Origin of the sequence: Lewinella sp. IMCC34191 (assembly GCF_003390935.1) — a bacterium.
Taxonomy (GTDB): Bacteria; Bacteroidota; Bacteroidia; order Chitinophagales; family Saprospiraceae; genus Neolewinella.
Window position 1 is genome coordinate 146,273 of sequence record NZ_QNQZ01000011.1, and the last position, 16,500, is coordinate 162,772.

The 16,500-nt window shown below is 56.1% G+C and carries 7 protein-coding genes; 1 reads left to right on the plus strand and 6 read right to left on the minus strand.

From position 1 onward, the window contains the following. Positions 1-40: 40 nt before the first annotated feature. The 3 genes from DRW39_RS19075 to DRW39_RS19085 all read right to left on the minus strand — a co-directional run bounded on the left by DRW39_RS19075 (position 41) and on the right by DRW39_RS19085 (position 13,698). The gene (locus DRW39_RS19075) at positions 41-9,211 is read right to left on the minus strand and encodes a MopE-related protein (RefSeq protein WP_116108682.1); all 9,171 of its coding nucleotides are present in this window, start codon (positions 9,209-9,211) and stop codon (positions 41-43) included. 505 nt (positions 9,212-9,716) lie between these two features. Then, positions 9,717-11,312, minus strand: a complete 1,596-nt coding sequence (locus tag DRW39_RS19080; RefSeq protein ID WP_157976224.1) for a T9SS type A sorting domain-containing protein — start codon at positions 11,310-11,312, stop codon at positions 9,717-9,719. Positions 11,313-11,481: 169 nt separating this feature from the next. Beyond that, a complete protein-coding gene (locus DRW39_RS19085; RefSeq protein ID WP_116108684.1) occupies positions 11,482-13,698 on the minus strand; it encodes a RecQ family ATP-dependent DNA helicase in 2,217 nt (738 codons plus the stop codon). A 252-nt stretch (positions 13,699-13,950) separates the two neighbouring features. Here DRW39_RS19085 and DRW39_RS19090 point away from each other — a divergent pair, with 252 nt between their 5' ends. Continuing rightward, a complete protein-coding gene (locus DRW39_RS19090; RefSeq protein ID WP_116108685.1) occupies positions 13,951-14,925 on the plus strand; it encodes an SIS domain-containing protein in 975 nt (324 codons plus the stop codon). Positions 14,926-15,010: 85 nt separating this feature from the next. Here DRW39_RS19090 and rplI read toward each other — a convergent pair whose 3' ends face one another. The 3 genes from rplI to rpsF all read right to left on the minus strand — a co-directional run bounded on the left by rplI (position 15,011) and on the right by rpsF (position 16,448). Continuing rightward, positions 15,011-15,457, minus strand: coding sequence for a 50S ribosomal protein L9 (rplI, locus tag DRW39_RS19095; protein WP_116108686.1), 447 nt, complete (start codon positions 15,455-15,457; stop codon positions 15,011-15,013). A gap of 223 nt (positions 15,458-15,680) precedes the next feature. Next, entirely contained in the window at positions 15,681-15,947 is a 267-nt protein-coding gene (rpsR, locus tag DRW39_RS19100) for a 30S ribosomal protein S18 (RefSeq protein ID WP_104418165.1), read from the minus strand. A 30-nt stretch (positions 15,948-15,977) separates the two neighbouring features. Continuing rightward, on the minus strand, positions 15,978-16,448 hold the full coding sequence (gene rpsF / locus DRW39_RS19105) for a 30S ribosomal protein S6 (protein WP_116108687.1): 471 nt from the start codon (positions 16,446-16,448) through the stop codon (positions 15,978-15,980). Between the last annotated feature and the right edge of the window lie 52 nt (positions 16,449-16,500).

The window sequence follows — 16,500 nt, forward strand, 5'->3', positions numbered from 1 at the left end:
CGATTGATGCCGGCCCTCGCCTTTCAAACTATGGTATCACCTACCGCTTCACGAAGCGCTCCACCGTTTGGCATTTACCCTGCAGTTGCAGGTAATAAATACCCGGGGGCAAATCAGCTACGGAGAGTTCGGTGCGTAAGCTTTGACCCTCCTTATCGTACTGCAGGTGGCGGACCCGGCGGCCTAAACCATCCACTACGGTCATGTCTACTCTTCCGGTATAACCATCGTTTAGCTCGACTATAAGATGGTCGGCAACCGGATTGGGAAACACGGACAGGTCAGCCTCCGCGAACAGTTCTTCTTCGTAGGGTAACACCAGCTCCTTCATCAAGCCTTTTACTATGGCACGCTGATAGAGTGAACAGTTCTGTGCATCCGGACCAGTGCCCAGCGGCAGTTCCGGTTCCGCTGACAAGACCAGTTTGTCAAGCTTCGTGCCCGGCTCTCGCGCCGCTACCGTGATGGTGTGCTCGCCAGGGGCAAGGTCGAAGGATACCGGAACTGCATCGTCGTTCACGCGCCGCCATTCGAAACCGTTGGTCAACAACACACTACCGTCCGCTTCGCGCCACATCTTAATCCAATCACCGTCATCCATACGGATCCAGAAAGAGTTGCGGCCCACGTCGGGCGCATCCAGGCGAAGGAACAAATAGAAGGTCTCCGCTTTGGAGGTGACGAAGTCGTAGTTCAGGTACTGTCCGGCCATCTGCATCGACGGCGTGCCCTCACAACGGCAGCCCGTGAAGCTGACGAAGCGGTTGCCGCTTGCTTCAACGTCTTCGCTCAGTCGCCAGTCGCGGTCACGGATCGTACACTCCGCCTCGAAGGAGAAGGGGGTGGTGCTTGGTACACCGCCCGGTGTAGCTACCCGTACGGTTACGGTTGCCGAGTTGGAGTCACCGGCATCATCGGTCACCGTTAACTTTATGTCGTAGGTGCCGGCGACCAATGTAACAGAAGGCGTGGCACCGGTGGCACTGCCGCCCGTCCAACTCCAATCGTAGTCGACGATTGTGCCATCGTAATCGTAGCTCGCGCTGCCGTCCAGTTGCACCGTTAGCGGCGCTACACCCTGCGTGACGGAGGCGGTGGCCATAGCCGTCGGCGGCTGGTTCGCTAACTCCGAACAGTTGGTGGCCGGTTCGCCAAAGCCGGCGGGGAGGGTATCATCCAGGGATATGTATACTTTATCCAACATGGTACCACGCTCCCGGTAAGCAATGTCAATGGTATTCGTACCGGCCGTGAGGACCAGCATATCGGGAAGGGTGGCCCAGGTGAATCGGCGGTTGCAGTCGATATTATTCCATTCCATCCAACTACCGTCGTTAAGGCGCACCCAGAAGGAATCCGATCCCCGGTCGGGCGTAAACGCCCGTACGTGTAGGTAGAAGCTGCCGGCAGCGGCCCGCTCCAGGGTAAAACGGAGACGATTTTCGGCAACATCCGCCGGGGGGCTTGCCAAAGAATTTAGCCCACGAATGGTAACGTATTTCTGATTAGAGGCTTCGCGATCGGTAGCAACTGTCCATTTGGTACCCACCATGGCGCATTCCCCTTCGAGCCAGAATTCGGTTTCCGTATTCTCTCCCGCCGAATCGCAGGCATCACCTGTACCGTTGCCGTCGCTATCCGTCTGCTCCGGATTGTAGGTAGCCGGGCAGTTGTCAATTTCCACAGACGTCAATTCGGAAGCGGCGAATCCGTCCGTGGGACGCTCGCATCCGGTGAGAGAGGACTCCGGATAACCATCACCGTCCGCATCGATGTACCAGGTCTGCCCTGGGTAGGCCAGCGGATCGCTGTCGTCGCAGTCATCGGCCTGGCTTACGTATCCGTCCGGCGCAGTGCAGGCGGTAATCATGGTGGATGCATCACCGTACCCATCCCTGTCGGCATCAGCGTAGTACGGTATCGCTTCACCGATACTCGCGTCCGTATCGTCGCAGTCTAGCGCATTCACGACGTATCCGGCTGGTGAGGAACAGTCTTCGGTAGAGACGTTTGGATCTCCTAAGCCATCACCATCCGCGTCCGCGTAGAATGTAGTGTTCGTGACGTCTTCGTCGGTCATTCCATCGCAATCGTTGTCAAGACCATCGCATAGTTCGGGTGCTCCCGGGTAAACGCTGGCATCCGAATCGTCGCAGTCTCCGGATTGGGGAACGTAACCGGCCGGAGGGGTGCAGGCGGTGATGGTAGTGGATACATCGCCGTAACCATCGCCGTCGGTATCGGCGTAGAAAGTAGTACCGGTGGCACCTTCGTCAATGCTGCCGTTGCAATCATTGTCGACTCCGTCACAGAGCTCGGGGGCACCGGGATAGACGGTTGCATCCGAGTCATCACAGTCGCCGGACTGCGCTACGTAGCCGGTAGGAGCGGAGCAGGCGGTGGTGGAGGATGACGCGTCTCCGTAGCCGTCGTTATCGGTGTCGGCGTAGAAGGTCGTCTCGGCTCCAATTGTGGCGTCCGCATCGTCGCAGTCCAGTGCATTATTGACGTAGCCGGCTGGTTGTGCACAGTCTTCGATAGATACGGTGGGGTCACCCAGTCCGTCTCCGTCGGCATCTGCGTAGAAGGTGGTATTGGTCACGTCTTCGTCCGTTAGTCCGTCGCAGTCATTGTCGATCCCGTCACAGAGTTCCGGGGCGCCGGGGTAGACGGTAGCGTCCGAATCGTCACAGTCGCCAGCTTGGGCAACATAACCGGAAGGGGCCGAGCAGGCGACGGTAGGGGAAGACGCATCTCCGTAACCGTCATTATCGGCGTCAGCGTAAAAGGTGGTCTCCTCGCCGATGGCGGCGTCCGTGTCGTCGCAGTCCAGATCATTATCAACGTAACCGTCGGGCTGCACACAGGCTTCGGTCGAAGCATTGGGATCTCCCAGGCCATCGTCATCGGCGTCCGCGTAGTAGGTGGTGCTGCTTACTCCTTCATCCGTCGTGCCGTCACAATCATTATCCTTTCCGTCACAGAGTTCCGGGGCGCCGGGGTAGACGGTATCGTCCGTATCATCGCAGTCGCCGGATGGCACCACGTATCCATCGGGAACCGTGCAGGCAGTGGTGGTAACGGACGCATCACCGTAACCGTCATTATCACTATCGGCGTAAAAAGTGATTTCTCCTCCAATAGCGGCATCGGTGTCATCACAATCCAGCGCGTTATTGACGTATCCGTTCGGCTGGGCACAGTCTTCGGTGAAAACGGTAGGATCACCTAACCCATCGCCGTCGGCGTCCGCATAGAAAGTGGTATTAGTCACCCCATCATCAATGCTTCCGTTACAGTCGTTATCAACCCCGTCGCAGAGTTCAGGGGCACCGGGATACACCGTTGCGTCCGAATCGTCACAGTCGCCAGCCTGAGCCGAATAGCCGGCCGGGGCGGAGCAGGCGACGGTGGTGCTTGAGACATCACCATACCCGTCATTATCGCTATCGGCGTAGAAAGTTATTTCTTCCCCGATGGCGGCATTGGTGTCGTCGCAATCTAAAGCGTTGTTTACGTAGCCCAATGGTTGCGTACAGGCGTTCGTTGAGTCGTTCGGGTCGCCTAGACCGTCCCCGTCATCGTCCGCGTAGTAGGTGGTGGCGCCCACTCCTTCGTCGGTTATCCCATCGCAGTCATTGTCGATGCCATCACACAGTTCCGGCGCTCCGGGATATACGGTGTCGTCCGAGTCGTTGCAGTCGCCGGACTGTGCCACGTAGCCATCCGGGGCGACACAGCCCGTGGTGGTGATGGAAGCATCACCGTAACCGTCGTCGTCGGTATCGGCGTAGAACGTTACGGTCTGCCCAATGCTAGCGTTCGTATCATCACAATCCAATGCGTTGCTGACGTAGCCGGCCGGTGCAGCGCAGGCCTCGACGGAATCATTCGGGTCGCCTAATCCATCAGCATCGTCATCCGCATAAAAGGTTGTCAGAGTGGCACCTTCATCCGTAGAACCGTCGCAGTCATTGTCTAGTCCATCACACAGTTCGGGAGCTCCGGGGTATACGGTACCGTTCAGATCGTCACAGTCACCGGATTGAGTAACGTAGCCGGTCGGGGCGAAACAGGCCTCGGTAGCGGTAGAAGCGTCGCCGTAGCCATCCCGATCTCGGTCGGCGTAGAAGGTGGTCGGTACCGAAACGGAGGCATCCAGCGGATCGCAATCCGCTTCGTCGTTTACGCCATCGTTATCGTCGTCAGCGTCGCACACATCGCCGATGCCGTCGCCGTCGAAATCTTCCTGATTGGGATTAAAGGCGCTGGGGCAATTGTCTTCGTCGTCGTCAATGCCATCGCCGTCGGTTCCGAACTCATCCGCGCCTATGCTGGGTGGATCACCTCTGTCTTCGCCGTCGATATCCGTAGTGATTTCGGAGAGGGCCACGCCGGCTTCCGATAAAGCTAAATTTTGAGCGTGCAAGTCTGTCTCCGATACAAACTGGGGGTCTACGCTTAGAGAGTTGGCATCTTGGCCGGAGGCAGTCTGCCAGGCCGCCAGGTCGGTAACGTGGGTATTGTTATAGTAGGCCAAGTAAGTGCCTTCGGCGTACAGATCGTTGTAGTCCATGTCCAGCCCGGTCAGGCTGTTCAGGTATACCGCGTAACCCGTTCCGGCCCGGAAGATGTTGTTCTTGACCCTAGCGTTCGGACTGCTGGACAGGTAAAAGCCGTAGCTACCGCTACCGGCCAGATTGACGCTGTTGTGGTAGAAGTTGAGGTAGTCGCTACCCGAGATAAGTACCGCGTACGATCCGCCGCCGGGAAGGCTAATGAAGTTATTCGCCACCAGCAGGGGTGATGAGGCCGTACCGTCACTGCTATTCAGAGACATGCCATAGGACACAAAACTCGACCGACCGATTATACGGTTATCGGTTATCTCGCCCCCCAGCAGCCTTTGCGTCTGCAACCCGTAACCCCGGAAATCTTCGATCCGGTTGCCGCGGATGACCGTTCCCGTCGGTTGCTCCTGTGAGCTAGTACCCTGAAACGAAATACCGTAATAGCCCCCACTGACGTCGTTGTCCAATATCTGGATGTTACTGCCCAGTGTAGCATTTACATCCAGCACCGGGTAGCTGGCATTGCTGGTTGATACTTGCAGCTTGTTACCCTCCAGTATAATGTTGTCGGCCCGGTTGGCGATTTCCAACACCCGATTGTAGGACGTACCCGTGGCCTCCAGTGTCAGGTGCCGCAGGCGAACGTCCGAGGCATTGGTGAGCCGCAGTACGTAGTTGGAATCACTCTGCGTAGCCGCGTAGGTGAGCACTACATCTTCGGCATTGCCCGATGCGGACTCAAAGGTGATCGTATTGCTGGCCGAGCCACCCGAAATGTCCGGAAGGACGACCTGCTCCTCGTACGTGCCCGAGGCTACCTCAAAGGTCACGGCCCCGGCGAGGCCGTTGGTGCGCATGGCAGCCACCGCCGCCCCGAAACTGACGAAGTTGCGGGAACCGGAGGCCCCGATGGTGTAGGTGCCCGACAGCGGTACGAAGCCGGCCGCTGAGTATTCGTCCGCACCGATGCTGGGCGAATTGTCGCGCGACTCTCCATCGATGTCCGTGCTTATCGTCGCAATTGCGACCCCGGCGTCGGCCAGGGCGGGGGCACTGGCGTGCAGGTCCGTGTCCGAAACGAACTGGGGGTCGAAACTCACCGAATGGGCACCCTGACCGGAGGTAGACCGCCAGGCCGCCAGGTCGGTAACCTGCGTATTGTTATAATAGGCCAGGTAGCTGCCTTCGGAGTACAGATCGTTGTAGTCCATGTCCAGCCCGGTCAGGCTATTCAGGTAAACCGCGTAACCCGTTCCCGCCCGGAAGATGTTGTTCTTGACCGAAGCATTCGGACTGCTGGACAGGTAAAAGCCGTAGCTGCCGCTACTGGCCAGATTGACGCTGTTGTGGTAGAAGTTGAGGTAGTCGCTGCCCGAGATGAGCACCGTGTACGATCCCCCGCCCGGGAGACTAATAAAGTTGTTCGCCACCAGTAAAGGCTCCGAGGCCGTCCCGTCCCAGTTATTGACGAACAGCCCGTAGGATGCGGAGGCCATCCGACCAATGATGCGGTTACCGGTCACCTCGCCGCCCGTCAGCGTTTGTGCCTGCAAGCCGTACCCGCGAAAATCTTCGATGACGTTACCCCGAATGATTGTTCCCGTAGTTGGGTTCTGGCTGCTGGTACCCTGCAAGGAGATGCCGGTGTACCCCCCGCTCATGTAATTGTCCAGGAGGTGGATATCACTGCCAAGAGAAACGTTCGCTGCCAGCGCTTCGTAGCCCGAATTGACAGCCGATATCAGCAGTTGATTGTTCTCCACTACAATATTGTCCGCGCGGTTGGCGATTTCCACCACCCGGTTGTAGGACGTTCCCGTTGCTTCCAGCGTCAAGTGCCGCAGGCGAACGTCCGAGGCATTGGTGAGCCGCATTACGTAGTTGGAGTCACTCTGTGTAGCCGCGTAGGTGAGCACTACATCTTCGGCGTTGCCCGATGCGGACTCAAAGGTGATTGTGTTACTGCCCGAGCCGCCCGAGATGTCCGGCAGGACTACCTGCTCCTCGTACGTGCCCGAGGCTACCTCAAAGGTCACGGCCCCGGCGAGGCCGTTGGTGCGCATGGCAGCCACCGCCGCCCCGAAGCTGACGAAGTTGCGGGAACCGGAGGCCCCGATGGTGTAGGTGCCCGACAGCGGTACAAAGCCGGCCGCTGAGTATTCGTCCGCACCGATGCTGGGCGAATTGTCGCGCGACTCTCCATCGATGTCCTTGCTTATCGTCGCAATTGCGACCCCGGCGTCGGCCAGGGCGGGGGCACTGGCGTGCAGGTCCGTGTCCGAAACGAACTGGGGGTCGAAACTCACCGAATGGGCACCCTGACCGGAGGTAGACCGCCAGGCCGCCAGGTCGGTAACCTGCGTATTGTTATAATAGGCCAGGTAGCTGCCTTCGGAGTACAGATCGTTGTAGTCCATGTCCAGCCCGGTCAGGCTATTCAGGTAAACCGCGTAACCCGTTCCCGCCCGGAAGATGTTGTTCTTGACCGAAGCATTCGGACTGCTGGACAGGTAAAAGCCGTAGCTGCCGCTACTGGCCAGATTGACGCTGTTGTGGTAGAAGTTGAGGTAGTCGCTGCCCGAGATGAGGACCGCGTACGATCCCCCGCCCGGGAGACTAATAAAGTTGTTCGCCACCAGTAAAGGCTCCGAGGCCGTCCCGTCCCAGTTATTGACGAACAGCCCGTAGGATGCGGAGGCCATCCGACCAATGATGCGGTTACCGGTCACCTCGCCGCCCGTCAGCGTTTGTGCCTGCAAGCCGTACCCGCGAAAATCTTCGATGACGTTACCCCGAATGATTGTTCCCGTAGTTGGGTTCTGGCTGCTGATACCCTGTAAGGAAATGCCGGTGTACCCCCCGCTCATGTAATTGTCCAGGAGGTGGATATCACTGCCAAGAGAAACGTTCGCTGCCAGCGCTTCGTAGCCCGAATTGACAGCTGATATCAGCAGTTGATTGTTCTCCACTACAATATTGTCCGCGCGGTTGGCGATTTCCACCACCCGGTTGTAGGACGTTCCCGTTGCTTCCAGCGTCAAGTGCCGCAGGCGAACGTCCGAGGCATTGGTGAGCCGCATTACGTAGTTGGAGTCACTCTGTGTAGCCGCGTAGGTGAGCACTACATCTTCGGCGTTGCCCGAGGCGGACTCAAAGGTGATCGTGTTACTACCCGAGCCGCCCGAGATGTCCGGCAGGACTACCTGCTCCTCGTACGTGCCCGAGGCTACCTCAAAGGTCACGGCCCCGGCGAGGCCGTTGGTGCGCATGGCAGCCACCGCCGCCCCGAAGCTGACGAAGTTGCGGGAACCGGAGGCCCCGATGGTGTAGGTACCCGACAGCGGTACGAAGCCGGCCGCTGAGTATTCGTCCGCCCCGATGCTGGGCGAATTGTCGCGCGACTCTCCGTCGATGTCCGTACTTACCGCCGCGATACCTACCCCGGCGTCGGCCAGGGCGCGGGCACTGGCGTGCAGGTCGGTGTCCGAAACGAATTGGGGGTCGAAACTCACCGAATTGGCTCCCTGACCGGAGGTAGACTGCCAGTCGGCCAGGTCGGTAACCTGCGTGTTGTTATAGTAGGCCAGGTAGCTGCCTTCTGTGTACAGATCGTTGTAGTCCATATCCAGTCCGGTCAGGCTACTCAGGTAAACCGCGTAACCCGTTCCCGCCCGGAAGATGTTGTTTTTGACCGAAGCGTTCGGACTGCTGGACAGGTAAAAGCCGTAACTACCGCTTTCAGCCAGGTTGACACTGTTGTGGTAGAAGTTGAGGTAGTCACTACCCGAGATGAGCACCGCATACGATCCCCCGCCCGGGAGACTGACGAAGTTGTTCGCCACCAGTAAAGGCTCCGAGGCCGTCCCGTCCCAGTTATTGACGTACAGCCCGTAGGATGCGGAGGCCATCCGACCAATGATGCGGTTACCGGTCACCTCGCCCCCCGCCAGCGTCTGTGCCTGCAAGCCGTACCCGCGAAAATCTTCGATGACGTTATTCCGAATGATTGTTCCCGTTGTCAGGTTCTGGCTGCTGATACCCTGTAAGGAAATGCCGGTGTACCCCCCGCTGATGTAGTTGTCCAGGATGCGGATGTCACTTCCTAGGAAGGTTGAAATTTCCAGGACGGGATAGCCCGAGTTGCTTGCTAAGACCAGCAACCGATTACCCTGAAAAAGCAGATCTGATGATTCACCGGTAACGGAAATGAGTCGGTTATAGCTACTTCCCATGGAACTGACCGATACATTTTGCAATCTGTAATGCGTTGCGCCATTAAACTGCAGGACATAATTATCAGCGGAACTCGTTGCTTCGTAGCTGAGAATTACATCCTCCGGATCCCCATTTTGCGAGCGGAAAGTGATCGTATTGGTAGCGGAAGCACCGCTGACCGCGGAAAGCTCCAGTTGCTCCGAATATGTTCCCGGGCGAATGTCAAACACCACCGGCCCGGAAACACCTTCGGCATCTAGATCGGTCACGGCGGCGGTGATGGTGCCGTAGTCCGGTGAATTTCCCCCTATGGTATACGTTCCCTGTAGTTGAGCCTTTAAGGAATTACAACCGAGGAGTAGGAACAGTACCCCAGCAATAAGGTGGCCGTAGCGAGAGAAGATAGTAGCGTAAAGGTGAGTCATCTTGTGTGGGTGTTGTAGATATGCTAATTCATTGACTGCTGCTGTCCGGCGCTAGATGCTTGGCTGCAGTTCAGTAAGAAGGAGCAGATCTATAGCCTTATGCGGGAAGAGAAGCTTTCGTTACCCTCCGGGACGGAAAATTGAAAAATTAAAGTAGCCTACTTTTGCGACTCCGCTCTCACTATATCTGGTGATAAATAATCTAAGATTCCTAATTTATGCACGCTATTTTTGTCAAATTCAATATATAAGTTTGAAAAACGAGCGTGGAACCGTTCCTATCAGTTTGCTCCTCGTCCTGCGCTCTGCCGCAATAGCCTCAGCCGCTAATCTTGCTCCAAAACTTAGTGCGGCGGACCCGCTTGCTCTCGTTACGGGTAACGCCTTTTTTCCGGTAGCCAACGGGATAGGATCGCATCATCGGTACCGGCACGTTGTAATGCAGCCTGTTAGGCTTTTGGTCATTTGACTGAAGCCGATTCCCAAACGGAGTGATTACGAATCGTTACTGTTTTATGAACTGCTTGACGGTCTCCCGATCTCCGGCGCTAACGTGCAAGTAGTAAACCCCGGCGGGCAAATCCGCCACCGGAAGCTCCGCCCGCAGGGAATGCTCCTCCATTTGGTAGCGAGCATCGTACAGCCTGCGCCCGAGTGCATCCGTCACCGTGAGGTACGTCTCGCCTAAATAGGTGTCGTCAAGCGTCACGTTCAACTGATCCGAAACCGGGTTAGGGAAAACCGACACGGTACCGGGCGTCTTTGCCGACAGGGCATATTTCGGGTAAAAGGGGATATATCGGCTCTTCTTAAATTCATCGGCACCGATGCAGGGCGGTTTCGGACGGAGGTCACCGTCGATATCAACTTTTACGCCGGGCACCAATACGCCGGCCCCGAGCAGGACGGTGGCCGTTGCGTGCAAATCCTTATAGGATACGAAGCCTGGGTCGGCACTTATGGACCGCTGATCCTGACTGGAAAAAAGACGCCATTCGAGCAGGTTGCTGGCGACCTTGCTACCGTATGTTCCTAAGGGGCCGCCGGAGGTAAACAGATCGTTGTAGTTCATAGCAAGATCGGTGCATCCAGAGACGTCTACCGCGTATCCGCCTACGGACTTAAAAATATTATTCTTGACAGCAACGAATTGGGATTCGCTCAGTATGAATCCCCAGCCACTTCCTACTAGTTCCACACTGTTGTGGTAAATATTAATATGGCTACTGCTACCCACTATTAGCGCATCACGGCTACTGCGTGGCATGGCGACAAAATTATTCGCTACGAGCACCGGCGTGGTTGCGGTCCCATTCCAATCAATAAAGTTTACGCCTTTACTGGGGGCAGTGCCCCGCGCGCTGCCGATGATCTGATTGCCCGTAAACTTCCCCCCCTGAAGGCCGCTCAGAAAGACCGCTTGGTACCCAAAAGTACTTATACGATTGTCCGTGATTTCCGTTCCGGTAGACTGGGATGTCGTACCGCCGAAGATGTGGATGGCGCCGGTACCGCCCCGGATGAGATTATCGCGGATGTGAACGTCTTTAGCATAATCTGCACGGAGCGTGATAACGGAAAGTTGGTAATCGTTGAGGTTGTACGCAGATGCCAGCAGTCGGCAACCCTGTATGAGCACGCTGTTGATACCCTGACCGTAAGCTTGAATCACCCTTGTCCTTACGGGGTTGGTTGATTCCAGGGTTATGTCTAGAATCCGGTAATATCTACCGCCAACGAAACGGAGGACATACCCCCCGTTGGAATAAGTAGGATAGTACCTAACCACCACGTCAGCTGCATTCCCGCTTTCGGACTTGAAGGTTATGGTATGGTACTTGGACGCTCCGTTCACCGAGGAAAGCGTAACCTGCTCCTGGTAAATACCCGACCGGATAAGGAAGAGAACCGGACCCGAAATGCCCGCTGAATTGAGCTCGGCTACGGCCGCACCGATGGTGGGATAATCCGGCTTGAAGCCACCGATCGTGTAGGTTCCGGATAGCTGCGCCGGGAGTTGCGTCAAGCCGATCAGCAGCAGCGTGGCGGTCAGGAGGAGACGCTGGGCGGCAGAAGTTTTAGCTTGGTATGAGAGTGGCATGGTGGAAGGTTTTGGGAGAGTCTTTCCTTTCATGCTTCCCACTCTACCCCCGTTACGTGATGGCCAATATATTTCTCGATCAGGCGGGTACGCCTTCCCGGGGGTCAAAAACTAAAGTGGCCCACTCCTTACCGGAATGGGCCACTGCTTTTCGTAGGCGGTACGATGATTAGTTGGCCATCTCACTCAAAAACTTGATCCGCACCAGTTTGATCTCGTCCAGCGTCACGTCATCTTCCTTCAGTTCCTGAAAAGCGATGTCCGGATCATCGGTTTCGGCCTGCATGAAGTACTCATAGGCATCTTCCAGGCTGTACTCGTCCACCTCTTCCTCGACGTAGTAGTCGATGTTGAGTTTCGTGCCGCTCGAGACGATGACGACCATCTCGTCGAGCAGCTCCTCCATAGACAGCTGGTTACCGGAAGCGATATCCTCCAGCGGTAGCTTGCGGTCGACGCCCTGGATGATATTGACCTTAGTCTTCGACTTATTGGCCACCTGCTTGACGACAAAGTCGCTGGGCCGGTCGATACCGTTCTCCTCGCAATAGCGTTCGATGAGCGTCAGGAAGGGAGTCGCATACCGCCGCGCCTTACCGATGCTGACCCCGTGGATATTTTTCATTTCCTCGAAATCGACCGGATAGCGCGTTGCCATGTCGATCAGGGAGGGATCCTGGAAAATGACGAAGGGAGGGATACCGAGGCGCTTCGCCTCTTTTTTCCGCAGGTCCTTTAGCGCAAGCAACAGCGTTTCGTCCAGCGTAACGGCTTTCGCGTCGTCGGCTTCGCCGCGCATATCGTCAGCCAACTCCTTTTCGAAGTCGTGATCGATGGGGATCTCGAATTTGTACGGCTTCTTCAAGAAGGCCTCCCCTTCCTCGGTAATCTTAATGGTTCCGTAGGATTCGATGTCCTTACGTACCAGGTTATTCAGCAGCGCCTGCCGGAAGACGGAGCTCCAGAAAACTTCTTCCTTATCCTTCCCAAGGCCAAAGCCGGACAGCTCGGTGAAACCGTAGTCCTTCATCTGCTTAGTCTCCTTACCCAGGACGAATTCGATGAGCGTCTTCAGGGGGTAGTTTTCGTCCAGCGTTTTGACGGATTCGAGTGCTTCCACTACGGATTGCGTCACCTCTACGCGCTCCCGGGGGTGGCGGCAGTTGTCGCACATTTTATTGCAGTTCGCTTCGTCGTATTCCTCGCCGAAGTAATGCAGCAGGAAGCGGCGGCGGCAGGCGGTGGTCTCCGAATACGCCATCACCTCCTGCATGAGCTGCGCGCCCATTTCCCGTTCCATCAGCGGCTTGTCGCGGAGGAACTTTTCCAGCTTCAGAATATCCTTGTAAGCGTAGAAGGCTATACAGCGACCACCCAGACCATCACGACCGGCCCGGCCGGTTTCCTGATAGTAGTTCTCAATGGATTTGGGGATGTCGTAGTGCATCACGAAGCGAACGTCGGGCTTGTCGATGCCCATCCCGAAAGCGATGGTGGCGCAGATAACGTCCACGTCCTCCATCAGGAATTCGTCCTGCGTACGGGAGCGGGTTTTCGGGTCCAGACCGGCGTGATACGGCGCGGCTTTGACGCCGTTGACGACCAGGGCCTGGGCGATCTCTTCAGCTGACTTACGGCTTTGCACGTAGATGATGCCCGACTGATTGGGCATCTCCTTGACAATCTTGATGATCTGGCGGAAGGTGTATTCCTTCTTCCCTTTCGGACGGACCTCGTAGTATAGATTATCCCGGTTGAAGGAGGAAACGAAGGTGTTGTGATCGTCTCCCATGCGCAGGTTTTTGACGATGTCCGACTGCACCTTCGGAGTCGCCGTGGCCGTTAACGCAATAATGGGAATATCGTGGCCGATAAGGTCGAGCATCTCCCGGATGCGGCGGTATTCCGGGCGAAAATCGTGGCCCCACTCCGAAATACAGTGCGCCTCGTCGATCGCCACGAAGGAGATCTGGGCTTCCCGGAAGAACTCGATGTTTTCCTCCTTCGTCAGCGTTTCGGGGGCCACGAAGAGCAGTTTGGTCTTTCCGGAGGTGATATCCTCCTTGACCTGCCGCATTTGCGTTTTAGAAAGCGATGAATTCAGGAAGTGTGCCACCTCGTCGGAGTCACCGTACGAGCGAATAGAGTCTACCTGGTTTTTCATCAGGGCGATAAGCGGTGAGATCACCAGCGCGCAGCCATCCATCATCATGCCGGGCAGCTGGTAGCACAAACTCTTGCCGCCGCCGGTGGGCATGATTACAAAAGTATCCTTACCGTCGAAGAGGGACTGGATGATAGCTTCCTGATTCCCTTTGAATTTATCGAATCCAAAATTTTCAGCTAATGCTTCTTCTAAAAAATTTACTGACGCTTTGGCTGTCATTCTACTTGCTTTGTGTTGGCCGGTCCGGGATTGGTTCAGTACAGGTTTAAAATAACAACTTGTACCATTATGCAAACCCTGGTGGCTGGAAACGGCATTCTACCGCCCTTTTAATGTTTGGTTACGTTTGTAGTAATATCAGGTAGTGGGTGCTCGAAATATCCTGAGGTCCCGTATTGTGACGTAGGTTGGTTGTAAAAGTCAACCCCTACTTTACCGACCGTTGTTACTTCGACTAAATCTTCTACTCTATTGGATAACGCCCACTTAGCCGCTGAAACCGCTCGAAAAACGCTTAAGATCGAGGCCCGAGCGCTAGAGAAACTGGCTGAAAGCATCGGCGAGAGTTTTACCCGTTGCGTAGAAACCATCCATCGCGGTGATGGAAGAGTCATTGTAACAGGAATCGGTAAAACAGCAATAGTCGCCCAAAAGATTGTTGCTACCTTAAATTCTACCGGTTCACCGGCTTTCTTTTTACACGCCGGCGACGCAATCCACGGCGACATCGGTATGATCCAGCCAAACGACTTCGTTTTGATGATCAGCCGCAGCGGGGAGACCGCCGAAATCAAAGTGCTTTCTCTGCTGGTTCGACAGATGGGCAATCCAATCATTGCTATGACCAGCCGGTTGGATTCTACCCTGGCCCGGCAGGCCGATTTTTTGCTGCATACCCCCTTCGACCGGGAGGCCGACCCCAACGAACTGGCCCCCACCACCAGTACAACCTTGCAGATGGCCATGGGCGACGCCCTGGCGACTTCCCTGCTGGCGCTCCGCGGATTCACCCCCGCCGACTTCGCCCGTTTTCACCCCGGCGGGGCCCTGGGCAAGCAGCTCTATCTGCGGGTAAGGGATGTCTACCCCCAAAATCAGAAGCCGGTTGTCTATCCGGATACACCGCTCCCCGAGACGCTGCTGGAAATGACCAACAAATGCCTGGGAGCAACGGCGGTGGTTGATCGAACAACTAGCCAGCTCAGGGGCATCGTTACCGACGGTGACCTGCGACGCTTACTGAACCGAAAGCAGGATATGTCCGGCATCACAGCCGCCGATCTAATGTCCGGCTCTCCCAAAACGATCCGGGATTCGGAACTGGCCGTAGCGGCCGTCAGCGTTCTCGAAACCTTCAGTATCAGTCAACTCGTCGTGGTGGACGATGAAGACCGCTACCTGGGGTTTGTCCATATTCACGACTTCGTCCGGGAGGGCCTGGTTTGAGCGGGCCCGGTTAGAAGCAGGACGGGGATGCCGACCGTAGCCGCGCATCCCCGCTCCCGTTTGGAATAGTTGTCGTCCGGGTAGTCTATCCCTGAACGATCTCCATATCCATCTCCTGAACCACGTCGGGGTGCAGGCGCATGGTAAACTGGTAAGTTCCCAGTTCCTTCGCCTCCTCGGGCAGGACGATCTTACGACGCTCTACGTCGACGCCGAATTGCTCCTCGAGCAGGTTCTTGATCTGTAGCTGGGTGATCGAACCGAAGATGCGGCCGCTCGTACCCGACTTGGCGCCCACCTTCAGGGTCTTACCCTCCAGTTTTTTGGCGATCTCGCGGTATACGTCCAGTTTCTTCTGCTCCTGCGCGTTCTCCCGGCGGACCATCTCGTTGAGACGACCCATGTTGGACTTATTGCCGATGATGGCCAGTCCGCGGGGCAGGAGGTAGTTACGACCGAAGCCGTCTTTCACTTCGATGACTTCGTGCTTATCGCCGACTTTCTCGACGTCTTGCAGCATAATTACTTTCATGGGTAGAAATTTACGATTTACGATTTCTGATTTACGAAGTACGATTTGCGCGCAGACCAGCCGAGCTAAATCGTAAATGGTACATCGTAGATCGTAAATCTATTATGTTGTCCCGGCCTTATGGGGCTTTGCCCGCTGCATGCGCCGGTTAGATGAAAAAGTACGGTAGGCTTTAGTACGGTAGGCTGGAGAGCCCTACCGTACTACCGACTACCGTACTACATTACTTTAAAAGGTCCGTGACGTACGGCAGCATAGCCAGGTGGCGGGCCCGCTTGATGGCGGAAGCGACCTTGCGCTGGTACTTCAGGCTGTTACCGGTGATGCGGCGGGGAAGGATCTTGCCTTGCTCGTTCACGAAGGTGAGGAGGAAGTCGGGGTCCTTATAATCGATGTACTTGATGCCGTAACGGCGGAACCGGCAGTACTTCCGGCGGCGTCCTCCGATCTTGGGATTCGAGAGGAACTTGATATCATCGCGACTGGCCATGATGAATTGTTTTTGTGGTTACTACGGTGGTTATTCCTCTTCCTTGAAGGATTCGGCGTCGCCCGAGGGCACACCGCTGAGGTGAGGAGAGTCGGCCTTCTTGCGGCTGATGCCGTGGGCGGCGGGCTCCGTCTTGGCGGGCTTCTCCTGCTTGTGCCGCTTGGCCTTGCCGATCTTACCGGCACGCTTATCGGCGTTATACTGGACGCCATACTTGTCGAGGGCGACGGTCAGGAAGCGCAGGATACGTTCGTCCCGGCGCATGCCGAGCTCGAAGTTTTTCAGAAAGGCGCCGTTTGGAGCGGTGTACTCCACACAGTAGTAGACACCGTTGTTGCGGTTGTTGATATCGTAAGCCAGCGTACGCAGGCCCATTTCATCTACAAACACAATCTCACAGCCCTCGTTTTGGAGGTTGTCTACGTACGCCTGAGCTGTCGCTTTGATCTCATCCCCCGACAGCGTTGGGTCTACGATGAATGTAGTCTCGTAATTTCTCATCGGATCAGGTGTACTGATTGGTTAAAAACAATGGTTTCGCAGGCTTTGGGTC

Coding starts and splice junctions, on each gene's coding strand:
- DRW39_RS19075 (WP_116108682.1), bottom strand. CDS start 9,211: ATGACTCACCTTTACGCTACTATCTTCTCTCGCTACGGCCACCTTATT.
- DRW39_RS19080 (WP_157976224.1), bottom strand. CDS start 11,312: ATGCCACTCTCATACCAAGCTAAAACTTCTGCCGCCCAGCGTCTCCTC.
- DRW39_RS19085 (WP_116108684.1), bottom strand. CDS start 13,698: ATGACAGCCAAAGCGTCAGTAAATTTTTTAGAAGAAGCATTAGCTGAA.
- rplI (WP_116108686.1), bottom strand. CDS start 15,457: ATGAAAGTAATTATGCTGCAAGACGTCGAGAAAGTCGGCGATAAGCAC.
- rpsR (WP_104418165.1), bottom strand. CDS start 15,947: ATGGCCAGTCGCGATGATATCAAGTTCCTCTCGAATCCCAAGATCGGA.
- rpsF (WP_116108687.1), bottom strand. CDS start 16,448: ATGAGAAATTACGAGACTACATTCATCGTAGACCCAACGCTGTCGGGG.